Source organism: Lentibacillus sp. CBA3610 (assembly GCF_013373365.1).
Classification (GTDB): Bacteria; Bacillota; Bacilli; order Bacillales; family Amphibacillaceae; genus Lentibacillus.
The window spans coordinates 3163227-3186289 of sequence record NZ_CP035925.1 but is presented as its reverse complement, the minus strand read 5'-3'; the positions used below and the strand labels follow the sequence as shown (position 1 = coordinate 3186289).

Here is a 23063-nt window from a genome sequence, read left to right as displayed (position 1 = left end):
ATCACTTTAGGGAAAACAGTCTCATTCAGTGAGGCTGTTTTTTTGTTTTTTGGCTGTATTCTCAGAGATTGTTGTTTTGACACAAAATCCATAAACTGCGAAACAACTTTTGGAATGTGTTTCTCCAATTCTATCGGGACCTGAGTGCTCGTCCGTCGCTGCGGAAAAATACTCCCTTTCCGCGGGGAACGCCTCAGCCTTCTCGCTCGCGGGCCAACACGATGTTGGTCGCGGGAGGCGTGGCTATTGAACGCTGCGCGGGTCTTCAGACTGTTCCTTTCCCGCAGGAGTGTCGCATTTTTCCGCAGCTTCGAGTCGTGTTCTGTTCTAGTGGAGAAGATTCAATCTACAGAAAGTCAACACGAGCGGAGGAAATACACCGGAGACTCCTGCGGGAAAAGTGGCCAATGTGAGACCCCGCAGCGACGAGCAAAACATCCACCGAGTAGGCTGCGAGTTGCGAGGAGTGCTGCTTCGCCGAACACACTTGCAACACGACGAGCACACAGGAACGAGGAGGCTCACGGGTCACCCGCGAAAAGCGACGAGCGAAACACCCACCGAGTAAGCTACGAGTTGCGAGGAGTGCTGCTCCGCCGAATTCTCTTGCAACACGACGAGCACCAAGTGTATTTCCGGAGCGGTGTCATTACACTCAAATATTTCAGTGTTTCGCATTTTATATCAAATACGAAGTAAAAAAATAAAGTTTAAAAAAGAGTCTTCTGTTTTTCGCTTTTTCTGGAAAGGTTGGTTCTTGAGAGTTGTTGACAGCCTGACTGTAATTTTATCACTAATGGAAAACTAGCAATTAAAACGAACAATAATATGGAAATCCTGATTATTATTCGTTTTTTCTTTGACATGCTATTGTATTATTGATAGAATAACGTTGTTCAAAATGAAAAGACAAATGATGTCACTTTGGAGGTGCGCTATGTCCTCAGTAGTCGTGGTAGGTACGCAATGGGGCGATGAAGGAAAAGGAAAGATTACAGATTTTCTATCACAAAATGCAGAAGTTGTCGCCCGGTATCAAGGTGGTAATAATGCGGGACATACGATTAAATTCGATAATATAACGTATAAATTGCATCTGATCCCATCCGGAATCTTTTTTGACAACAAAACATGTATTCTCGGTAACGGGATGGTTATTGATCCAAAAGCATTTACGGAAGAAATTGCTTATTTGCACGAACGGAATATTTCAACGGACAATCTGCGAATCAGTAACCGGGCCCATGTCATTTTGCCATACCATTTAAAATTGGATGCGCTGCAGGAAGAAGAAAAAGGCGAGCATAAAATTGGCACAACGAAAAAAGGAATTGGTCCGGCGTATATGGATAAAGCAGCCCGAAGCGGTATCCGTATTGCAGACTTGCTGGATAAAGAAACATTCCGTACGAAACTCGAACAAAATCTTAAAGAGAAGAACCGTTTATTTGAAAAAGTTTATGAAGTGGAATCAGTCCAGGTTGAAGATATATTAGAGGAATATTATGCATATGGACAGAAGATGGCTGAGTATGTCTGTGACACGTCAGTTGTATTAAATGAGGCTTTGGATGAGGGGCGCCGTGTTTTGTTTGAAGGGGCACAGGGTGTCATGCTCGACATAGACCAGGGAACTTATCCCTATGTAACATCATCCAATCCTATTGCCGGTGGTGTCACAATCGGATCAGGTGTCGGACCATCTAAAATCGATCATGTCGTTGGGGTTTCAAAAGCCTATACAACACGCGTTGGCGATGGCCCGTTCCCAACTGAACTGCATGATGACGTTGGCGATCAGATCCGTGAGACCGGCAATGAATATGGAACGACAACAGGACGTCCGCGCCGCGTGGGCTGGTTTGACAGTGTTGTTGTCCGTCATGCACAGCGGGTGAGCGGCATTACAGATTTAAGTATCAATTCACTGGATGTTTTAACCGGTGTTGATAAGCTGAAAATCTGTGTGGCCTACAAATATAAAGGTGAAACAATCCATGAATTCCCGGCAAATTTAAACAAGCTGGCAAAGTGCGAACCAGTCTATGAAGAAATGCCCGGATGGAATGACGATATAACGAACGTTAAAAGTATCCACGAACTACCGGAAAATGCCCGGCATTACTTGGAACGTATCTCACAATTAACAGAAATTCCTCTATCGGTATTTTCCGTAGGCCCGGACCGTAAACAAACAAACGTTGTCAGAAGTGTGTACAGCTAGACAGCGCGTTTTCAGGAAAAGACTTCTATTCAAACAAACAGAAGTCTTTTCCTTATTTGGTTTCCGCTTAGCTGACAGCAATTAATATCACAATAAAATTTTGCCATACTGTGATGATATTTGTAACATAAATGTAACATGACGTAAGAAAAATTCATTAATAACAGCAGCTAAATACAAAAAACTACCTTTTTCAACAAAATTAATGTCGAAAAAAGTCGATTGTTATACAATTATATTACATTATCACATGTTCTATTTTATACTCCTGCAAACTGTGGTAGATTTATGTGTGGATAATAAGATAAGAAAGTCTTACACCATAGATAGAGTGATAAAACTTATTTTAAATGGGATTCAATAGAAGGTTAAACTGGGAATTTTTTACCATGGCAAGGGGGAGTACAGCTTGTGGGGAGTAAACAGTAAGATACCGGGAAAGCTCGATATGCTGATAAAAATCGGAATAATCGTATGTACCGCCATTTTTCTAACGTTCAGCACGGTATATGCGAATGAAAATGATGCTTTGGAAGAAATATACCACGTTTATGTGGATGGTAAACATATCGGGAAGATTGATGATAAGACCGTCATTGAGGAAATGATGAATGCTAAAGTTGAAGAAAAGGAAAAGGACTTCGGTGCGTATGATATAGCAATCGGTGAAAACGTATCGTTTGTGTCTGAACGTATGTTTAATCCTGCATATAACAATAGCAGGGTAAGAGACCACCTTAAAGACAATCTCTCTGTTAAAGCCGAAGCTGTTGAACTTGAAATAGATGATCAGACGGTCGGTTATTTTAAAAATAAGGAAACGGCTGAAAACGTATTAAAAAAATATAAGGCAAAATACGCCGACGAAGAGACCCTGGATGAGCTTGCTGCGGATCAGGAAAATAATAATTCAGACTATGAAAAGCAGGCACTTGTAAACCATGAGCAGGAGGAGACTACACTGGCTCCCGGTGACTCTATTATTACAGACGTTCTTCTATCGGAAAACGTTTCATTTTCCAGCCAAAACGTTGACCCATCTAAAATGTTAACTGAAGAACAGGGCCTTAAGATGCTCGAAAAAGGGACGCTTGTAGATAAGACACATAAAGTCGACAAAGGTGAAGTGCTCGGTGATATTGCTGAGCAGTATGATTTGACAGTTGATGAGTTGCTGGATTTAAATGATAACCTAACCGAAGATTCCATTCTTCAGATCGATCAGGAACTCCAGGTAACCGATCACGAAGCATTTGTTGACGTCATTGTGAAAGAAGAGCAAATGAAGGAAGAAACCATTGACTATGAAACAGAAGTCATCGAATCAGATGATATGTATAAAGGTGACGAAAAAGTAAAACAGGAAGGACAAAAGGGCGAGAAAGAAGTCCATTATGCACTTGAAACGAATAATGGTGATGTAACAAATAAAGAAGTCATAGACGAAGAAATAACGAAAGAACCCATCAAAGAAATTATTGTAAAAGGCACAAAGGTTGTCTCATCACGTGGTACAGGGAGCCTGCACTGGCCAACTGTCAGCGGATATGTATCAAGCAATGTTGGTGAGCGTTGGGGGTCCATGCATAAAGGAATGGATATAGCACGCCCGAGCGATCGTTCGATATTGGCAGCAGACAACGGAACCGTCGAATCAGCTGGTTACGACAGCAGCGGATATGGCAATAAGATTGTCATCAACCACAATAATGGGCTAAAAACGGTATATGCACACCTTTCATCCATCAGTGTCAGCCCGGGCGAGACGGTAGAAAAGGGCAGCAAAATCGGAGTGATGGGTGCCACCGGAAACTCAACCGGTGTCCATTTGCACTTTGAAGTGTATAAGAACGGTTCCCTGCAAAACCCGCAAGATTATTTATAATAAAAGATAATTTAAGATTCAAGACTGGCTCAATCATCAGAAAGAGTCAGTCTTTTTGAATTTTTGCCCCTAACATAAGACATTTAAGCAAAAATACGATAGAATAGAGTTAAATGAAGGAGAAAGAAGATCGGCTTTTTCCGGTCTTTTTGTATCGAAAAGAAAGTATAAAATTTCAGATGACGTTTTCCAATTCGGAAATCGGCGAATTAGCCGATTTCTTCAAATCTGACTTCTGGCATCCGACCTCTGGAAAGACGAGGTCAGGCCTGAGTTTTTCTTATATAACCTCTAAAAAGGACGTGACAGTCAATGGCACAAAAGGTTCTTGTAGTTGATGATGAACAGCCGATAGCAGATATTTTGAAATTCAACCTGGAAAAAGAAGGCTATGACGTTATTGTCGCTTATGATGGCGATGAAGCGATTGAGTTAGCTGAACAGGAAATCCCGGATCTGATATTGCTTGATATCATGCTTCCGGGTAAAGATGGCAATGAAGTGTGTCGTGAAATCCGAAAGACGCAGCTGATGCCAATCATCATGCTGACAGCCAAGGATGCTGAGATTGATAAAGTACTGGGGCTGGAACTTGGTGCGGATGACTACGTAACGAAGCCTTTCAGTAATCGGGAAGTAATTGCCAGGGTAAAAGCGAATTTACGCAGACAGCAGCAAATTCCCGATGATGCGGTGAAGACAACCAAAAATATTGAAATTGGACGGCTCGTGATTCATCCGGATGCGTATGCCGTGACACGGGATGGTGAACAACTGGAGCTTACCCATCGCGAGTTTGAACTGCTGTACTATCTTGCCCGTCACACCGGCCAAGTGATGACACGGGAGCATTTGCTTGAAACTGTGTGGGGTTATGACTACTTTGGCGATGTCCGGACAGTAGATGTGACAATAAGACGTCTTCGTGAAAAAATTGAAGACAATCCGAGTAATCCAATGTGGATAGTCACCCGCCGCGGTGTTGGCTATTATTTGCGTAAACCCGAACAGGAGTAGGTCAATCTGATGCATAAAGTTGGTTTTTTCCGCTCGATACAATTAAAATTCATCATTATTTTTATATTATTGCTGCTTGTAACAATCCAGGTTATCGGTGCTTATTTTGTCCGTGGGCTGGAAACGGAACTGAGGGAGAACTTTGAGGAATCAGTCGAGGGCAGTGTCAGTATTTTAGAAGTGAACCTGGAACAAGCATTCAGCAAGGAGCGGTCTGGTGATGATGACGAACTGACACTCCCCCAGGAAGTGCAGAATATCGTAAGAGTCAGTGATACAGCGGATATCACGAATATCCAGGTCGTCAATATGCAAAGCCGGATTATTGCCTCGAGTGATACATCGAACACCAGTAATATTGGAAAAAAAACGACCGATGAATTCATAAATAATGTACTGCGATTCGGGAATGAAGAGAAAGGCAATATGTTGAGAGAAGGGATTCGGATTTACAGACGAACAGTCCCGATCTATGATGACGACACACAGGTTGGTGCCCTTTATATCGAAGCATCCCTGGAAGGGGTATATAATCAGTTGGACGATATTAACCGTATTTTTCTGCAGGGCTCTATTTTAGCGATTACGGTATCAGCATTGCTGGGGATTCTGGTTGCCAGAACCATTACGAAACCAATTATGGAAATGCGGAGACAGGCGCAGACAATGGCGCGGGAAGATTTCTCCCAGAAGGTTAATGTTTATGGGAAAGATGAAATTGGCCAGCTTGCTGAAACGTTTAATGATTTAAATGCAAAATTAAAACACTCCAGAGCGTTAACAGAAGAAGAAAGACGCAAATTGAGCTCTGTCTTGTCAAATATGTCTGACGGCGTGATTGCTACGGACCGAAACGGTTTTATTACATTATTGAATGATGCTGCCGGATTTCTGATCGGATATGAACCTGAAGATGCTCACGGCGAATTTCTCCTGGACGCATTGCAGCTGGATGAGAATTCTGTTGATATTACGGAACTGCCTGACAGCGGTTCGATGGTTATAGACTTCAGTGATGATGATGATATATATCTGGTTCGAGCCAAATTCTCAACTATTTCCGATGAAGATAATGAGACAACCGGGTTCATCACAGTACTCAGTGATGTTACCGAGCAGGAAAAAATCGAACGGGACCGACGCGAATTTGTCTCTAATGTTTCACATGAGCTGCGGACCCCATTAACGACAATGCGCAGTTATATCGAGGCGCTAACAGAAGGCGCATGGGAAGATAAGGAAATTGCACCGAAGTTCCTTGATGTCACAAAGAATGAAACAGACCGGATGATCCGTATGGTCAATGATTTGCTGCAGCTTTCCAGAATGGATAATAAAAGTGAATCATTGCAGCAGGAGCGGACGAATTTTATTGACTTTTTCCATCGGGTGATTGATCGATTTGAGATGAATATATCAGATAAGATGGAACTGAAACGCGAACTGCCAAATGAAAAATATCATGTCATGCTTGATAAGGATAAAATGGTTCAGGTATTGGACAATATTATTTCCAATGCGATAAAGTACTCCCCCGAAGACGGGACCATTCATTTTAAAGTATCACAGCGGCGTGGATATGTGCTGGTAAGCGTCACAGACCAGGGAACAGGAATACCATATGACAAGGTTGACAAAATATTTGATCGCTTTTACCGCGCTGATAAAGCCAGGTCACGTAAAGTCGGTGGTACAGGCTTAGGTCTGGCCATCACGAAAGAATTCATTGAAGCACATCATGGCAGTATTTGGGCAAAAAGCAAAGAAGGTAAAGGGACGACCATTCTCTTTACACTTCCGCTGGTGAATAAGAAGCGGAGGGGTAAATAATGCAGCTTGAAAAGGTAAAAACATTTATATTATGGGTACTGGTCGGAACCAGCTTATTGCTTACATTTGCCCTATGGACTAATAGACCTGATTTTGAAGAGAATCCACAAGATGTCGTGGATAGTACAGATCTTGGCGGGGACGAAGAAACAATGGCCAGTATAGTTGAACCAACATCAATTATTTTCAGGAATGGCAGTAATTACTTTGGTTTTACGGACCCGAATGATCGTCAGTCTTTATATCAGGAAATGCAATCATGGAGCTTGTATGATCTCCGGACGACAAGCAGCAACGGGCCGCCGTCTGAAAATAATCAGGTGGAACTAATCTTTCCGGACGCTATACCAATGGAACTGGCAGGGGATTTGTTTACGTTCAATGATGAAGATGATTTCCCTGAATGGGGATTTGAACGGCTGTTTATCACATTTAACCAGGATTCAAACACAATGAATGTTATTTTCCTGTCTGCGGAAGGTGATCAGCAGGCCACAGCCGTGATCAATAATTCCGAAAGATACGGGGTTTTGTGGGAATATCTGACAACATTTGAAGGATTGACTGAGTACTCACGAGTTGAAGCGGAGGATAAACCAATTTATATACCGAGCAATCAAGTGGATCTCTCAAATATTTCCATAGCGGCTCAAACGATCAATTCAAGCCTAATGGTCGATGTATTGTTTTCGAACCCTGATATTGTGACCCGAAATCGGATCAGTGAAAATGAAATTAATTATACAGACAGTTCACGTGGTATTATGTGGGTTTATCCGAACAGACGAACAATGGAATTTCAAGACCCGCTCCAGACAACATATGAGCCAATGGAACCAGAAACGCTGCTGGACCAAAGCAGAATGAACATTAATGATCACCTTGGTTGGACGGATGAGTATAACCTGATGGATATCACTATCAATGCAACGACTAATACTGTGCGCTATCAAATGCATTATGAGGGGTACCCCGTTTTTGGCAGTAACTTTTCATCCATCATTGAGCAGCAGTACCGTGCAACAGAATTACATCAATACAACCGACCTTTATTCAGTCTTGGAAATTACCTGGGGGAGGATGATGCCAACCTGCTTTCAGGTAATGATGTTATTGACAATCTGGAAAACAGTGAGACATATGATATCGATAATGTCAATGATATCAAAATTGGTTATGATTTAACGTATCAGCGAAATGCTGATGCAATCACATTGTATCCGGCCTGGTTTATGGACTACAGTGGCAGCTGGCAAAAAATTGATTTTCAAAATAAAACACAGCAGAGGGAGGGAACTGAGGATGCAATGGAAGCAGATTAAAACGTTATTTATCCTCTGTTTTCTCGCTTTGAATATGTATTTATTGATGATGCTGATCAATAAACAAGAGGAATCGGAGTTTGCTTTGCCGGATACGCCGGAATTAACATTTGAAGAACAATTGGAAGCCGAAGATATTACGATTAGTGCCGATTTGCCTGAAGGGAATTTCAGCGGCCATAACTTACCATTAAATCAAAAGGCATTTACGGAAGAAGAACTGACGTTTTTTGAGGATATGGATAACCAGGAGACGGAAGTTATTGATGAAAACTTTATTTTATCCGTTTTTGAAAACCCCGTCTCCATACCTGACGATGCAGATAGCGATACGATAAGTGACCTGGTGAAAAGCAATATCCTTCTCCCTGATAATTATACATTTGGCAGCTGGAATCAGGACATGAACGTTCTTATCTTTTTCCAGGAAAAAAATGATTTTCCGATTTATTATAATCAGAGCGGCATTGTTCTTGTTTATTTAAATGACGCAAATGAAATGATTTTCTATACACAGACAATGCTTGGAGATGATAAATCATCTGAGAGGGAAGAGGAATCGTTAATTGAACCGAGAAGGGCCATTCAAACTCTATTTAATGGCAACAGACTGGAAAATGGTGATGAGATAACAAACGTCAATATGGGGTTGCATACAAGGATTCCTTTGGAGAGTGAACAGGTTTTCTCACCGACATGGACCATAACGGTCAATGATGATGAATCTTTCTATGTCAATGCGATTGAAACACGAATAACCCCTAATGACGAACTGACATTTCTGACAGGAGCTGTATCTTTTGCAATCGAAAAAATACAAAACTATGATGACAGTGACATGACAGATTTTGTACTGGCACATCTGAATGAAAAATTATCATCTAATCAGCAATCGGAGTGAAATCGAATGGCATTACGTTTTAGTGTACTGGCATCAGGCAGTACCGGAAATGCTTTTTATATTGAGTCGGATAAGGAAAAACTGTTGATTGATGCCGGATTAAGCGGGAAACAAATGGACAGGCTGTTTCGGGAAGTGGCAGTCGATCCGGCAAGTCTGACCGGTATTCTGGTGACGCATGAACATAGTGATCACATAAAAGGGCTTGGTATTATCGCTCGTAAGTACAATTTGCCCATATACGCCAATGAAAAAACATGGCATGCAATGGAAAACGCCATTGGTAACGTATCACTTGATCAGAAGTTTCATTTTGGGATGGAAGAAGTGAAAACATTTGGCGATATTGATGTGGAATCGTTTGGCGTGTCTCACGATGCTGCTGAGCCCATGTTTTTCACTTTCCGGAATGATGGAAAGAAAGTGGCACTTGTCACAGACTTAGGTTATGTATCAGAGCGTATAAAGCGAACAGTGGAAGATGCAGATGCTTACATATTTGAAGCCAATCATGATGTGGGCATGCTGCGAATGGGGCGTTATCCCTGGAATGTTAAACGCCGTATTCTAAGTGATTCCGGTCATGTTTCAAATGAAGATTGCGGTCTTGCCCTTGGTGACTTAATCAGTAATCGGACCAACCGTATTTATTTAGCCCATTTAAGCCAGGATAATAATATGAAGGATTTGGCACGTATGTCCGTTGACAATATTTTAAAAGAACGCGGCATTAATCTTGATATTTGTGATACAGATCCAAAAAACCCAACAGCTTTATATGAAGTTGGTTAATATCTTTGGTATTGAGGCAATACTATATAGTGAGAAGATGTCTTAAATCCTTTACATAAAGGAGAAGGTTAAATGGGCTATTTTGATGATGATAACCAATCGGACCAACCGAAGAAACGGCACTGGCTGAGACCTGCTCTGATTGGGGCTGTTACCGGCATTCTTGTTGTGCTGATTGCACTGCCTGGCATTATGGAGTCGGATATGATCCCCGAAGCTTGGACCGGGGACGAGAATGCCTCACAGGAAGAAACAAATGGGACTAATACGCAGCAGCCTGAGTCAGCTGGTTTTGTTTCCGTCAATGTTTCATCACAAATAACGGAAGTGGTAGACGAGGTCAGTCCGGCAGTCGTAGGTGTAATCAACATACAGCGACAAGGAGACTTTTGGCAGCAGGAAGAAGGGCAACAGCAAACCGAAGCTGGATCAGGATCGGGTGTCATTTACAAAAACACGGATGGTCAGGCATATGTCATTACCAACCATCATGTCATTCAAGGGTCAGATACAGTTGAAGTAGTGCTCTCGGATGATACACGTGTCGAAGCAGAAATTCTTGGAAGCGATTTATTTTCAGACTTAGCGGTGTTGCAGATGCCTGGAGATCACGTACAGGATACAATTGATATGGGAACATCGGAAAATGTGAACGTTGGTGAGCCGGCTATTGCAATTGGCAATCCGTTGGGGATGTTTCTGGGATCTGTGACACAAGGTGTTATAAGTGGGACACAGCGAACGATTCCACAGGATTTTAATCAGGATGGCCGTGCTGATTGGCAGGCTGAAGTTATTCAGACCGATGCGGCAATTAACCCCGGCAATAGTGGTGGCGCTTTAATCAATATTGATGGCCAGCTTATCGGCATTAATTCGATGAAGATCAATGAGGAAGCTGTGGAAGGGATTGGTTTTGCCATACCGATTGATACAGCCAAACCAATTGTAGATGAGCTGGAACAGACAGGCCAAGTGAGGCGTCCATATATGGGTGTTGAAATTTACTCACTTGAAGAAGTGCCACAAACAGAATGGAGCAGCACCTTAAATCTTCCGGAAGAGGTGGAAGGCGGTGTCTATGTCTGGACAGTTGAAGCCGGATCCCCGGCGGACAGGGCAGGGCTGGAAAGACTTGATGTCATTACGGCTGTTGACGGCGAACAGGTCATGAATATGATTGATCTGAGGAAGATTTTATATCAGGAGAAAGAGGTTGGTGATTCGATAACGGTTACCTATTACCGCGACGGTGAGAAGCAGGAAGCCACATTTGAACTGATTGAACAGCGGTAATTCAGTGGAGTATTTTTGCTGATAATAGGGAACAAGGCCTGAGGAACACTAACAGATCCAAAATGGGTATAAAAAGCTATCCTCTTGTTAAAGGATAGCTTTTTATACATTGGTTATCCACAATCTGTGAATAAAATGTAGATAACATCCATATATAGTACGGAATATTAATTCCATAACAAAATAACTGCGAACATTTGTGCATATGTGGATAACTTTGTGGATATTCGTCGTGTTACAGCTGTTTAGTCGGCCTATGCTGCCAGAGCAGGAGTAATAAGATAAGCATGATGATATCAAGACGTGCGTCAAAGGCAAATTGCAAAAACCCCTGATTCATTAGGATCGGCAGTTTAGTCAGAAAAATAGCACCAAGCATAATTAGAATAAGTGGGGCAGCAGCTTGTCTAACATACAAACGGGATATTATGAACGCACTGCAGGCTATTTCAGTTATGGCAACCAGAAACAACATTGTCTCCGGAAACGGCAGCCCAAGACTCATAAATGTTGCTTTAAAATCACTGACGACAAGCTTGAGAACCCCGGAAGTCAAAAATACATAACCAACCGCATAACAGATCCATTTTGACATATTCATCGTCCGCATTGGAGAACACCTCCATTGTATTGTATTTAATACATATGCAGGCTGGCGGACAACCTTGACAACCTTTTTAGAGCTTGACCGTTAAACGGGAATTAAGTTTCTTTATTTTTCGTCGGCCTTCCTGTTAAACGAGGTTTGTTTCGTCCGATGTTTTATTCTCTGGAATAGTTTTGTAGCCCATAAAGCGATAAAGGCAATTACGATGTCAATCAATGTTAAATAAAAGAAATTCATGCCCTTATGCATCCTGAGCAGATCAACAAATCCTGAAATACCCCCTGCCCCGCAAGCAAAAATGATACTGACAATAATAGCATATAGGTAGAAGTTCTTTTCGTTATTGGTACAATACTGATACAACAGCATAAAGACAACCGGAAAAAGAACCGCTGTTATCGTAAACCCTTGTGGAAGAATGTGTGAAATGCTGTGCGGATGGGTAAGATAATTGTTATTTGATAATACAATATCCGTATTTAGCCATAATATGTGAGCGGTGTAGCCATAAAAACAGATTTCAAACAATCGTCTTCTGTCTATTAAAAAGTAGAGAATGATAAGCGGAATAATAATTGTTGCGAGATTAAACCAGAAAAACCATGTGTCCATGCTGGAATATAACTCCCAGTGTTCTTGCAGAAGATTTTGTAATTGTTCTTTTTGCTTTAAAATTTCATCGTATAGTTGTTGTTCACTCATTCATTCATCCCCATCCTTCCTAGTGGTAGCTTTTGCTGGCAAATTACATTTATTCATTAAGTTATCCCCAAAATTTTGTGGATGATTTGTGGATAATATGTTGATTGGCTGTTTATAACGTTAAAATTTGTTAAACTATAGATAACAACAAGATACGGATGCATAATAAATGAATGGAGGATTAAAATGGAACGTTTAAGTGAAGAGCAAATTGAAAAGGAATTGGAAACCCTGCCCGACTGGAAACGGCTCGATGAAAAGTGGATTGGACGCCGCTATCGTTTCAAGGATTATCTGAACGGTGTCCGCTTTGTTAGTAAGGTTGCCGAATATGCAGAAAGTAAAAATCACCACCCGTTCATATCCATTGATTATAAAATCGTTACGATGAAGATATCATCATGGCAAATGAAAGGGCTGACTGATCTGGACTTTGAAATGGTCAAACACTTTGATGAACTCTATGAAAAGGCAGAAAAATAGGAGCATGCGGGCGCATTATACAGCCCGCATGCTCCTATTTTTCTCTCCATTCATGCGCCAGCATTCCATATACGACATGATCAACATAATGGTTATAAAGCCATTCCGTCTGTCTTAGTTGTCCTTCCTGTACAAACCCCAGCCTTTCTGGTATCGCCCGGCTTTGTTTATTGGCGGAGGCTGCTCGTATTTCGATCCGATTTAAACCGAGTGAATAAAAAGCATAATCAATCAGTCCGCTGACAGCACGCGTCATAATCCCTTTTCCCACGTATTTGCTGCCCAGCCAATAGCCGATTACGCCAATGTTATTCTTCCTGTCTAAATGATTAAAACCGACAACACCGGCAAGCTCGCCATGATATAAAATCCCGGTCGTAAGCCCCCTTTTGTCAGCAAACTGCTTCAATGCTGATTCAATAAACGTTTTCGAGTCTTCAACTGTTTTCGTATGGTCAACCCACGCCAGCCACGGACGCAGCGTAGTCCTTGATTCATCCGTCAGCCGGAATAAAGGAGCCGCATCGTGAACCTCCAGATGCTTCAATGCGATTTCTTCGTCAATCTCGAATAAAAACATAGCATGCGCCTCCCTGATAAAAGTTGACCATTATTTTACCAGATTTGCCGTACTTATCAAGTGAAACTTTAACTATTCGATTAGCCTGTTTTCTTTCCGAATGTGCGCGTACCGTTTGCTGTGTCACTAATCTTTCATACACATAAAAGTGAAAGGTGGTGGCATAATGTTTAGTTATTCAATGATTCAAATGGTTCGGGGGAATACGAATAAAGTAGATAAGGAACTTCGAAATCAAATACTGAAATTACACCGTCCATTCAAACGAACACCTTGTTTCTTGCATAAATTGCTGGAGGGATCGTTTAAACGGTTAAGGAAACTTCCGCTGGTTATAGAATTTGAGCATGGCCAGCATCACGCGGGTTGTTCGGAGGTCAGGCAAGTAACGGACAGAGGTATACGTCATAAATTCCGCCATGAATTTCCGCGGATTTCCTGCTGCAGTGTGGATGTGACACCTAAAGGGCTTGAGGATCTTTTGGCCAGTTGCCATTCGATTAAGCGGGTGTATATGAACCGTAAAGTTCATGCACTGCTGGACGTGGCAACAGATACGATCAATGCCCGGGACATCGTTTATAATGATACGGAGTTAACGGGCGAAAATGTATCGATTGCAATTATTGATACAGGCATTCATCCGCATCAGGATCTGTCCGGTCGGATTAAAGCGTTCGCTGATCTCGTCGATGACCAGACTGAACCGTATGATGATAACGGTCATGGCACACATTGTGCAGGCGACGCAGCGGGGGATGGAGCAGCTTCCTCAGGACAGTACCGGGCACCTGCTCATCAGGCGGATCTCATCGGTGTGAAAGTTTTGAATAAGATGGGATCCGGATCACTGGAAACCGTTATGAGAGGGGTCGAGTGGTGTATTCAATACAATGAAAATAATCCGGATGATCCGATTGATGTCATCAGTATGTCGCTTGGCAGTGACCCCGGTTCTTACAACAATGAGGATGATGATCCGATGGTAAAAGTGGTTGAAAAAGCTTGGGAAGCGGGCATTGTCATGTGTGTTGCCGCCGGAAACTCGGGGCCGGAACCACAGAGTATTGCCAGTCCAGGTGTAAGTGATCAGGTCATTACAGTTGGTGCGCTTGACGATCAGGACACTGCCGAAACTCGTGACGATGACACGGTGGCTGAATTTTCCGGAAGAGGCCCGACGGTTTATGGTAAGGTAAAGCCTGATATATTGGCGCCAGGTGTTGATATTGTTTCGCTGCGTGCACCTAATTCGTATCTCGATAAAACACAAAGCGGAAGTCGTGTTGAAAATGATTATTTCATGCTGTCAGGAACCTCTATGGCAACGCCAATTTGTGCGGGAGCCGTTGCTTTAATGAAACAGGCATACCCGGATGCTTCTCCTGATGAATTGAAAGACCTTTTGAAAAATGGAGCTGATGTCTGGACGGATAAGGATCCGAATGTGTACGGTGCGGGCTATTTGAACGTGGAGAATACGATCGGGGAATGACTCGGGCAGGGTAACACCTGCCTTTTTTAAAGTATAAAATTTGAGGCTGCCACAGTCCATGGATTGGTATTTACCATCTCTGCGGGCTTATTTATAATCAAAAGTGGCCAAAAGCCATTCGGTTATAACATGGCTTAAGATAGCAGAGGCTTGGAGAGAGAGCAGCTCAGGTAATCTAAACGACGTTTTATTAACTAATCCTTTCATTTCATCTTCTACGCGTATATAGTTATACTCCGCGATTTGTAAGATCTCCAGCAATGATTATCTTGGCGTTTATCGAGTTGTTGGTAATCCAGTATAGCTCTTTCCGTAATGTTTCATCTGTTTCATTGTTTTTCAATCACTTCGTTGAGTTGTTTTTGAGCGTTGAAAAACATATAATACATTATTTATTCCTTCATTCATGCCAAAAAAATGTGAGAAATAATTAAGAAAATTTCTCACCTATGAATGAATCTTTCTCGATCCCTTCTGCCATACTTTTTGAACGATATTGATATCCTGAAGCTCTAACAGATGTCACTCATGCTTGGTTTACTCATACCAAGTTCTTCTTTCATTTCATCCAGGGTGATTGGCTGATGTTTAAAATACATCATTCCATACAAACGTCAACCGAGGGTAAACACCATAAAGTTCCATCGTTTCTGAAATTGTATTATCATCATATTTCAGCTTGGTCGATTTTTTCTTTGTCGTTTTCATAATTAAAGTTATTCCCATTACCTTCCATTGTGGCACCTCTTTTCCGAGGAAATAAGAGCAATTGATATACTTTCACTATTAATTCGTTATAATTTAATTTAATGTTTTTTCCATTTATAATGAACAATTACATGATGTCAACTAAATTCAAACAGTGTCAAGGCCCCAACTGTAATATACGTGCGGACAAAATGCTGTACATCGGATACAGATAATGTGCTATTTAAAAATTCTTAAACAAGTTATGATTATCTAATTGCATCTATAGGGCAGGCGGCTGCTGGAGTGAGTTTCATTGTACAAAAATCGGAGAGCTATATTAATAGAATTCCTGACAAAAAACGTCCTTAATTTAGAAAAGAGACGATTCTCAGCATGAGATCGTCTCTTTCCCTTATGTTTATTCCATCCATTCATCAACGGTATCCTGATTCTCTTCCACCCATTTTTGCGCACCTTTAATAGGATCATCTTCATTCTCTTTGACATCAATCATTAATTCCCCAAGTTGATCGTCACTCAATTTCCAATTTCTCATCCATTTATTTACTTCCTCATAGTCTGAGGCAAATCCTTCACGGGTTGCCATATAAATTTTTTCTGTTTCACCAAAGCTTTTTTCAGGATCATCCAAAAACTTCAAGTCCATTTCAGAAAACACATAATGCGGTTTCCATAACGGTGCAACGATAGGTCTCTTGGCTCACTGCACTCCTAATGGATGCAATCATTGCTGCTTCACTGCTCTCACCCCAGCTCATAATCAAGATCGTATGCATCGATCATTTCTTCCGTTGTTATCATTGTTCCCGCCCCAGGCTCAAATCCTGTTATTTCACCATTGAATTTATCTTTGTTTTCATTTAAATCTTCAATGCTATTTATATCATCCATATATTCCGGAACGGCCAATCCAACTTTCCCATTTTCATACCAAGGGTCTTCCGCAAAATCAACACTGTCTTTATACTCTTCATAATAACTCTTATCCTGTACCGGTAACCAAATTTCAGGGGCAATATCTAAATCCCCTTCAGCTAAAGAGGCCATCTGAGGACCCATTTCAACAAGTGTTAATTCCACGTCATAACCCTCATTCTCCAGTATAGCCTTCCACATATTCGTAACTGCAATATTTTCAGGCCAATTAATCTGTCCAATAGTGATTTTGCTATTATTTTCATTAGATTCATCACTTGAACTGCTCGATTCATCACTTGCATTATTTGAACGCAAGCTGCAAGACAAAAGTAAAACGGGTAAATACAATCAATTGACCTTTTTCTAAAAAACGCATTAAATAACATACACCTTTTCTAGTATAATTTAGGCAAACGTCTACCTGAGAAAGAAAACACTTTTGCCAGGAGTGCTATTAGCTAATTTTCGGGTTTCGTTGGATCCTTCATCCCCTCCTTTTTGTTAAATAAATTAAATAATTTTTTAATAAAAAAACTCTATTTAACAGAATAACGGAAGAAATTGTTTTGTCAAATCCTAAAATTTATTTCATCCCGTCTCATTGTTGTCTTATCAACGATGGAAGGATTTTATATTTTTCAAAGTTTGACAAATAAATAAGCGTACTGATAGGCTAATCTTATTAACAATATTAAATTTTAATTTAATATATTTAACAATTAAGATATTGCAAAGGAGTGATGATTTGAGCTTACAAAAAATGTTTATTAATGGCGATTGGGTAAACGCCCAATCCGGGGACACGCGAGATATCGTGAACCCTTATAATCAAGAAATCATTGCAACTGCTGCAGAAGGAAATGAAAAAGACACTCGAGCAGCCATTCGAGCAGCAAGGCTTGCATTTGACGAAAGCAGCTGGCGCACTTTGCCTGCCAATGAACGCGGTGAACTCGTTTACAGAATAGGTACCTTGATTCGTCGAGACTTACAAGAGCTGGCTGAATTGGAGACAAGGGATACAGGTAAAACAGTCCAGGAAAGCCGTGATGATATGGCGGACATTGCTAATGTTTTTCTTTATTTCGGTGGCTTAGCGGATAAAGATGGTGGTGACGTCATTCAATCCCCGATACCAGCCACTGAAAGTAAGGTCGTTCGCGAGCCTGTCGGTGTTTGTGGTCAAATCACACCATGGAATTATCCTTTATTACAAGCTGCGTGGAAGATCGCACCGGCTTTGGCTGCGGTAACACCATTGTTATGAAACGAGTGAGATTACACGTTAACACAAGTTTAAAGTCTTTTGAAACTAATAAGAAGAGGTTGTATACCAGAGGGGTGCAGCCAACTTAGTACTTGGTCCTGGGGCATCTACAGGTGCAGAACTAGCTGTTAATCGCGACGTTGATTTAATTTCATTTACCGGTGGTATTGAGACAGGAAAAACAATCATGCAAGCAGCTAGTCATAATGTAAAAAAAATCGCACTTGAGCTCGGCGGAAAGAATCCGAATATCGTTTTTGCCGATGCTGATTTTACAACAGCGGTTGATCAGGCGTTAAATGCTGTATTTTTCCACGCAGGCCAAGTTTGCTCTGCGGGATCCAGGCTTTTAGTTGAAGAAAGTATTCATGATGCGTTTGTTGAAGCACTCGTTGAACGAACTAAACGAATCAAATTGGGTAATGGCTTCGATGAAAGCACACAATGTGGTCCGCTGATTTCCGAAGAACACCGTGCGAAAGTTGAACAATATGTGGAAATAGGTCAAAAAGAAGGAGCCACACTAGCTGTTGGCGGACAGCGTCCTGATGTTCCTGAGTTGCAAGACGGCTTTTTCTATTTACCCACTATTTTTACAAACTGTACAAGTGATATGCGGATTGTCCAAGAAGAAGTGTTCGGACCGGTATTGACAGTAGAAACCTTTCAATCGAAAGAGGAAGCTGTCAAATTAGCAAACAATACGATTTATGGTTTGGCTGGTGCTGTCTGGACAGAAGATCTGGATAAGGCTGAATTTGTCGCAGCGCACCTGCGTTTGGGTACCGTTTGGATCAATGACTTCCATCCTTATTTTGCACAAGCACCGTGGGGTGGTTATAAGCAATCAGGCATTGGCCGTGAACTTGGTCATGAAGGTATGGCGGAATATACCGAAGTTAAGCATATTTACCGTAACAAACAACCTGAAGCTATTCAGTGGTTCAAATAATTTTTAACTCTGAAAACCGTGTCATTGAAATACGTCTTACTAACTGAAATGGTCTATTACGTCTTATCTGTACTCAATAATGACTCTATACTGAAACGAATAGATGTTGCCTGAGAAAGTAATGTTAAATTAATACTTTATAAACAATAGCTCTAAGCTTTTTTACAGGAAGGTTTAGAGCTCTTTTACATTAAGTTTCCAGGCTGTGTTTCGTCACCTCTTCAGGGGTCCTTTATAGAATACTGCCTCAAGATTTTACAAGTTTAAAAAGCAATGTTATATTTATTTTATTTCATATGTTAAAAATATATTTAACAAAATAAAACATGAATGATACAGTTGAAGTGACGAAAGATGTTCATCAATGAGGAAAAGTTAATGCTCATTGGTCAAGACCTGTCATAACACATTCTTAGCATGAAGAAGTGATTGAAACAGTAGTCGAAGAAGATGAAATAGTTTGCAAGATTGCTGGATTCGCCTGAGCACAACGAAAATCCTGCCAATCAGTGTTAACAACGAGGGAAGCTTATGATGAACGCTTTTCAAATTCCTTTGCACACTGTATTTCATTTAGCAATCTTTAAGGAGGTTTTACAGTTGAATCAAACATACGACTATGTAATCGTTGGTGGCGGTAGTGCGGGTTCGGTGCTCGGCAACCGTCTAAGTCAAGATAAGTCAAACAGTGTTCTTGTTCTGGAAGCGGGGCGCAGTGATTATTTTTGGGATCTATTTATTCAAATGCCGGCAGCTTTGATGTTCCCGTCAGGCAATCGCTTCTATGACTGGATCTATTCTACGGATTCTGAGCCTTATATGAACGGACGGCGTGTCGCACATGCCCGGGGGAAAGTACTCGGGGGATCGAGTTCCATCAACGGCATGATTTACCAGCGCGGCAACCCGATGGATTATGAACGGTGGGGAGCTGATCCGGGTATGGAAACGTGGGATTATGCGCATTGTCTGCCGTATTTTAAACGATTGGAAACAACCTTTGGAGCAGACTCCTCTGATGAGTACCGCGGTCACCATGGTCCGGTTAAATTAAAGCGCGGTCCTGCAACGAATCCTTTATTTCAAGCCTTTTTCGATGCAGCTGTTGAGGCTGGTTACTCGAGAACACCCGATGTAAATGGTTTTCGTCAAGAAGGCTTTGGACCATTCGACAGCCATGTGCATAACGGAAGGCGGGTTTCCGCTTCAGGAGCGTATTTGCGACCTGTGATGCGACGCAAAAACCTTACAGTCGAGACGCGTGCTTTTGTTACCATTATTAATTTTGATGGTACTCGAGCGAATGGCGTGACATACCAAAAGAATGGAAAAACTTATCATGTTAACGCGGGTGAAGTGATCCTTGCCGGTGGTGCATTCAACACACCGCAGCTGCTTCAATTGTCCGGTGTAGGAGACGCAGACCATCTGCGCTCACTTGGCATTGACCCCGTCGTTGACTTGTCGGGTGTAGGTGAAAACCTTGAGGATCATCTCGAAGTATATATTCAGCACGCTTGTCCGCGGCCTGTTTCCGAACAGCCAAGCTTAAATAAAGCAAAAATGCCTTGGATCGGCTTGCAATGGCTGCTTGGACGTACTGGCCCGGCAGCATCGAACCACTTTGAAGGGGGCGGATTCGCCCGTTCGAATGAAGAGGTGGATTACCCGAATTTGATGTTCCATTTCCTTCCGCTTGCAGTGCGATATGATGGGCAAAAAGCAGACACGGAGCATGGATTCCAAGTACATGTTGGACCGATGTACTCCAACTCCCGAGGAAGCCTGAAGATCCGTTCGCGTGATCCTTTTCAACATCCAAGTATCATATTTAACTATCTGTCTACCGAAGAGGATCGGCGTGAGTGGATTGAAGCAATACGCGTTTCGCGGGAGATCCTTTCTCAGCCAGCGTTAGCGCCTTACAGTACAGGTGAAATTTCACCTGGTCCTTCTGTTCAAACAGATGAGGAAATACTGGAATGGGTAGCGAATGACGCGGAAACGGCACTCCATCCATCCTGTACGGCAAAAATGGGTCCTGCAACTGATCCGATGGCTGTCGTCGATCCGCTGACCATGAAGGTTCATGGCTTGGACAACGTACGGGTTGTGGATGCGTCTGCTATGCCGCATACGACGAATGGAAATATTCATGCACCGGTGTTAATGCTGGCAGAAAAAGCTGCCGACATCATCCGTGGACAAAAACCAATGAAGCCTGAGTATAAGGACTATTACCGTCATGGCGTACATCCAACGGAGACAGGCACAGTTAAGAAGTAAGAGAATATAAGCTTGTTCCCCAATAGAAAAATCAGGCTGAGAAAAGATGTTATCATATCATTGTAGGCAGTGGCTGGGACAAGCTTTGAATAAAACTATATAATAAGGTAAGCAAAAGGATACCTTCTGATCAGTAGAAAATTGAAAAATAAAATCTCTACCCGGTGAATGACTCTGGGTAGAGGTTTTATTCTTTGCCGACGGTTTGATAAGAGCAATGGAGGGACAATTCCTGAATTGTCAAAAAGACACAACAGACCTTGTCTTCGTTAATTGCCCTTCATTCGGCGCAGTAATTCTGTAAGGGGTTACACAGCTGGGTTTTGTGGTTTATTCAAGATAAGGGATGCTCCATCAAAATCTCGGATTTAGGTGGAGAGGTTCACAGTAGATCATCTTTTAGTTATTGATCCTTTGTAAATATTCTCTGACCTCTTTTTCAACAACTTGATCGTTGTATAAATTGGCATAAATGACAGATTCAAATACTAAACCGTGGATGAATATAATTAAGGAATTTGCGCTGTCCTCAATATTTATGGGATTTTGAATATACCCATTATTATGAAGCATCCTTAAGATATCCTTTGCAAAATTAAGGTTTATTTCTCGAAATTCGTTCTTTGATCCCTGGTAGTCCGAGTTCATAGTTGCCATTAAGGAAAATTTCACCCATATATCATTTTCAATTCTTTCTTCTTCTGTATTAACTTGAACAATCTGTTTTATCATACGAACCGCGTTTTCAAAAACCCCCTGATCTGCCTGTTCTACCTTTTTCATTCTCTCCTCAAATCTTTTATAGATAACGTCCATTGCGTACATATATATATCTTTTTGTTTTGGAAAAAAATGTTGAACAGAACCTAAAGATAATTTTGCTTCTTTGGCAATTACGCGTAATGTCGTTTTTTCGAAACCATAATAATGAATGATGCGAAACGCTGCTTCTACAATTTGATCTTTTCTTTCAGCATGATCTATTTTTTTTGGCATATTATAACTCCCTTGATTTTTTAAGTCAGTTGTATTATAATCTTTCTAAGTCAATTGACTTAATTAGGAAAAAGGCAGGTACTTATATGGAAAACGTTTTTCTTCAGTGTATCTTTATTTTTTTTGTAAGTATGATTCCTTTCCTTGAAGTTTTTTTAACTGTTCCAACGGCAATCATCGTTTTCAATTTTCCGCCTTTTGCAGTATTAATCGTAGCCATTCTCGGGAATGCAATGAGTGTCCTTCTTTTTATGTTTTTTGGTGCTGAAATCAACAAACTTTTTAACACCATATATAATAAAGTTCGCAGGAGAGAAAAAACGCCCATGGGAATTAATCCTCGAATAAAAAGAACTTTCGATCGTTTTGGAGCAACCGGAGTGTGCTTTTTATCATCTATTTTGTTTAGTAGCCAGGTTGGTGCTGGTACAATGACGACTCTTGGGGCCTCAAGAAGTCAAGTGTTTATTTGGACGATTTTGGGAGTTAGTACGCTTGCAGTCGTAATGGCAACATTATCTGTAATGGCAGAAGGATTCGTTTCATCATTAATGGATTTATAGTGAATTATAAAAGAAAAGCTTTGTTAAAACAACTCTTCACTAAAATATGAATTATTTGCATAATCTCAGGGGATTTGTATCAAGCACCACATTTTGTCATTGTTGATTGGTTATAAAACGTGGACTTTTATGGTCATAGATTTGCGAGTTGATGATTATTTCGTTAGCACTCGTTTCTTCAAATAGTTTTTCCAGTCCTGCTTGATACCTTCTTTTCGCTATCTGATTCGTTCTTC

General features: G+C 41.3%; 18 protein-coding genes and 1 pseudogene. 13 read left to right on the top strand and 6 right to left on the bottom strand.

Annotated elements, in window-relative coordinates; translation table 11 throughout:
• Nucleotides 1–937 precede the first annotated feature (937 nt).
• The 8 genes from Len3610_RS15615 (at nucleotide 938) to Len3610_RS15580 (ending at nucleotide 11267) form a co-directional block, all read left to right on the top strand.
• Complete coding sequence (locus Len3610_RS15615; RefSeq protein WP_176448767.1) at nucleotides 938–2224, top strand: adenylosuccinate synthase; 1287 nt, start codon at nucleotides 938–940, stop codon at nucleotides 2222–2224.
• A 409-nt stretch (nucleotides 2225–2633) separates the two neighbouring features.
• Nucleotides 2634–4109 (top strand): peptidoglycan DD-metalloendopeptidase family protein, encoded by a 1476-nt coding sequence (locus Len3610_RS15610; protein WP_255259658.1) that lies wholly within the window; start codon nucleotides 2634–2636, stop codon nucleotides 4107–4109.
• Between the two features lie 312 nt (nucleotides 4110–4421).
• On the top strand, nucleotides 4422–5126 hold the full coding sequence (gene yycF / locus Len3610_RS15605) for a response regulator YycF (protein ID WP_176448766.1): 705 nt from the start codon (nucleotides 4422–4424) through the stop codon (nucleotides 5124–5126).
• Between the two features lie 9 nt (nucleotides 5127–5135).
• Nucleotides 5136–6956 carry a cell wall metabolism sensor histidine kinase WalK gene (gene walK, locus Len3610_RS15600; protein WP_176448765.1) on the top strand — a complete coding sequence of 607 codons (1821 nt, stop codon included), beginning with the start codon at nucleotides 5136–5138 and terminating at the stop codon, nucleotides 6954–6956.
• Nucleotides 6956–8278: a YycH family regulatory protein gene (locus Len3610_RS15595; protein ID WP_176448764.1), complete on the top strand. Its 1323-nt coding sequence runs from the start codon at nucleotides 6956–6958 to the stop codon at nucleotides 8276–8278. The genes walK and Len3610_RS15595 overlap by 1 nt, the downstream gene beginning before the upstream one ends.
• Nucleotides 8259–9179: a two-component system regulatory protein YycI gene (locus Len3610_RS15590; RefSeq protein ID WP_176448763.1), complete on the top strand. Its 921-nt coding sequence runs from the start codon at nucleotides 8259–8261 to the stop codon at nucleotides 9177–9179. The genes Len3610_RS15595 and Len3610_RS15590 overlap by 20 nt, the downstream gene beginning before the upstream one ends.
• A 6-nt stretch (nucleotides 9180–9185) precedes the next feature.
• Complete coding sequence (locus Len3610_RS15585; protein ID WP_176448762.1) at nucleotides 9186–9971, top strand: MBL fold metallo-hydrolase; 786 nt, start codon at nucleotides 9186–9188, stop codon at nucleotides 9969–9971.
• Nucleotides 9972–10043: 72 nt separating this feature from the next.
• Nucleotides 10044–11267, top strand: a complete 1224-nt coding sequence (locus tag Len3610_RS15580) for a S1C family serine protease (RefSeq protein ID WP_176448761.1) — start codon at nucleotides 10044–10046, stop codon at nucleotides 11265–11267.
• Between the two features lie 235 nt (nucleotides 11268–11502).
• Here the strand turns inward: Len3610_RS15580 and Len3610_RS15575 are convergent, their stop codons facing one another.
• Together Len3610_RS15575 and Len3610_RS15570 are read right to left on the bottom strand one after the other, a co-directional pair.
• Nucleotides 11503–11877 (bottom strand): DoxX family protein, encoded by a 375-nt coding sequence (locus Len3610_RS15575; protein ID WP_176448760.1) that lies wholly within the window; start codon nucleotides 11875–11877, stop codon nucleotides 11503–11505.
• 102 nt (nucleotides 11878–11979) lie between these two features.
• Entirely contained in the window at nucleotides 11980–12576 is a 597-nt protein-coding gene (locus Len3610_RS15570) for a hypothetical protein (protein WP_176448759.1), read from the bottom strand.
• A gap of 186 nt (nucleotides 12577–12762) precedes the next feature.
• Here Len3610_RS15570 and Len3610_RS15565 point away from each other — a divergent pair, with 186 nt between their 5' ends.
• A complete protein-coding gene (locus tag Len3610_RS15565) occupies nucleotides 12763–13059 on the top strand; it encodes a 4a-hydroxytetrahydrobiopterin dehydratase (RefSeq protein WP_176448758.1) in 297 nt (98 codons plus the stop codon).
• A gap of 34 nt (nucleotides 13060–13093) precedes the next feature.
• On the opposite strand, the gene Len3610_RS15560 is transcribed toward Len3610_RS15565, so the two are convergent.
• Nucleotides 13094–13639 (bottom strand): GNAT family N-acetyltransferase, encoded by a 546-nt coding sequence (locus Len3610_RS15560; protein ID WP_176448757.1) that lies wholly within the window; start codon nucleotides 13637–13639, stop codon nucleotides 13094–13096.
• Between the two features lie 166 nt (nucleotides 13640–13805).
• On the opposite strand from Len3610_RS15560, the gene Len3610_RS15555 reads away from it, so the two are divergent.
• Nucleotides 13806–15134: a S8 family peptidase gene (locus Len3610_RS15555; RefSeq protein ID WP_176448756.1), complete on the top strand. Its 1329-nt coding sequence runs from the start codon at nucleotides 13806–13808 to the stop codon at nucleotides 15132–15134.
• Nucleotides 15135–16242: 1108 nt separating this feature from the next.
• Here Len3610_RS15555 and Len3610_RS21255 read toward each other — a convergent pair.
• Nucleotides 16243–16491 carry a glycine betaine ABC transporter substrate-binding protein gene (locus tag Len3610_RS21255; protein WP_255259657.1) on the bottom strand — a complete coding sequence of 83 codons (249 nt, stop codon included), beginning with the start codon at nucleotides 16489–16491 and terminating at the stop codon, nucleotides 16243–16245.
• 98 nt (nucleotides 16492–16589) lie between these two features.
• Entirely contained in the window at nucleotides 16590–16961 is a 372-nt protein-coding gene (locus Len3610_RS21250; protein ID WP_255259918.1) for a glycine betaine ABC transporter substrate-binding protein, read from the bottom strand.
• Nucleotides 16962–17523: 562 nt separating this feature from the next.
• Here Len3610_RS21250 and betB point away from each other — a divergent pair.
• Both betB and betA read left to right on the top strand, forming a co-directional pair.
• Nucleotides 17524–18982: pseudogene (gene betB / locus Len3610_RS15545) on the top strand (betaine-aldehyde dehydrogenase).
• Between the two features lie 600 nt (nucleotides 18983–19582).
• A complete protein-coding gene (betA, locus tag Len3610_RS15540) occupies nucleotides 19583–21268 on the top strand; it encodes a choline dehydrogenase (protein WP_176448755.1) in 1686 nt (561 codons plus the stop codon).
• Between the two features lie 399 nt (nucleotides 21269–21667).
• Here betA and Len3610_RS15535 read toward each other — a convergent pair whose 3' ends face one another.
• The gene (locus tag Len3610_RS15535; RefSeq protein WP_176448754.1) at nucleotides 21668–22264 is read right to left on the bottom strand and encodes a TetR/AcrR family transcriptional regulator; all 597 of its coding nucleotides are present in this window, start codon (nucleotides 22262–22264) and stop codon (nucleotides 21668–21670) included.
• A gap of 86 nt (nucleotides 22265–22350) precedes the next feature.
• Here Len3610_RS15535 and Len3610_RS15530 point away from each other — a divergent pair, with 86 nt between their 5' ends.
• A complete protein-coding gene (locus tag Len3610_RS15530; RefSeq protein ID WP_176448753.1) occupies nucleotides 22351–22827 on the top strand; it encodes a small multi-drug export protein in 477 nt (158 codons plus the stop codon).
• The last annotated feature ends 236 nt before the right edge of the window (nucleotides 22828–23063 follow it).

Excerpts from the sequence above, each read along its gene's own strand:
- Len3610_RS15530 (WP_176448753.1), top strand. The coding sequence starts at position 22,351 with ATGGAAAACGTTTTTCTTCAGTGTATCTTTATTTTTTTTGTAAGTATG.
- Len3610_RS15585 (WP_176448762.1), top strand. The coding sequence starts at position 9,186 with ATGGCATTACGTTTTAGTGTACTGGCATCAGGCAGTACCGGAAATGCT.
- Len3610_RS15615 (WP_176448767.1), top strand. The coding sequence starts at position 938 with ATGTCCTCAGTAGTCGTGGTAGGTACGCAATGGGGCGATGAAGGAAAA.
- Len3610_RS15535 (WP_176448754.1), bottom strand. The coding sequence starts at position 22,264 with ATGCCAAAAAAAATAGATCATGCTGAAAGAAAAGATCAAATTGTAGAA.
- Len3610_RS15565 (WP_176448758.1), top strand. The coding sequence starts at position 12,763 with ATGGAACGTTTAAGTGAAGAGCAAATTGAAAAGGAATTGGAAACCCTG.
- Len3610_RS21255 (WP_255259657.1), bottom strand. The coding sequence starts at position 16,491 with ATGGACTTGAAGTTTTTGGATGATCCTGAAAAAAGCTTTGGTGAAACA.
- Len3610_RS15575 (WP_176448760.1), bottom strand. The coding sequence starts at position 11,877 with ATGCGGACGATGAATATGTCAAAATGGATCTGTTATGCGGTTGGTTAT.
- Len3610_RS15570 (WP_176448759.1), bottom strand. The coding sequence starts at position 12,576 with ATGAGTGAACAACAACTATACGATGAAATTTTAAAGCAAAAAGAACAA.
- Len3610_RS15595 (WP_176448764.1), top strand. The coding sequence starts at position 6,956 with ATGCAGCTTGAAAAGGTAAAAACATTTATATTATGGGTACTGGTCGGA.
- Len3610_RS15580 (WP_176448761.1), top strand. The coding sequence starts at position 10,044 with ATGGGCTATTTTGATGATGATAACCAATCGGACCAACCGAAGAAACGG.
- Len3610_RS15560 (WP_176448757.1), bottom strand. The coding sequence starts at position 13,639 with ATGTTTTTATTCGAGATTGACGAAGAAATCGCATTGAAGCATCTGGAG.
- walK (WP_176448765.1), top strand. The coding sequence starts at position 5,136 with ATGCATAAAGTTGGTTTTTTCCGCTCGATACAATTAAAATTCATCATT.
- yycF (WP_176448766.1), top strand. The coding sequence starts at position 4,422 with ATGGCACAAAAGGTTCTTGTAGTTGATGATGAACAGCCGATAGCAGAT.
- Len3610_RS15590 (WP_176448763.1), top strand. The coding sequence starts at position 8,259 with ATGCAATGGAAGCAGATTAAAACGTTATTTATCCTCTGTTTTCTCGCT.
- Len3610_RS15555 (WP_176448756.1), top strand. The coding sequence starts at position 13,806 with ATGTTTAGTTATTCAATGATTCAAATGGTTCGGGGGAATACGAATAAA.
- Len3610_RS21250 (WP_255259918.1), bottom strand. The coding sequence starts at position 16,961 with ATGTGGAAGGCTATACTGGAGAATGAGGGTTATGACGTGGAATTAACA.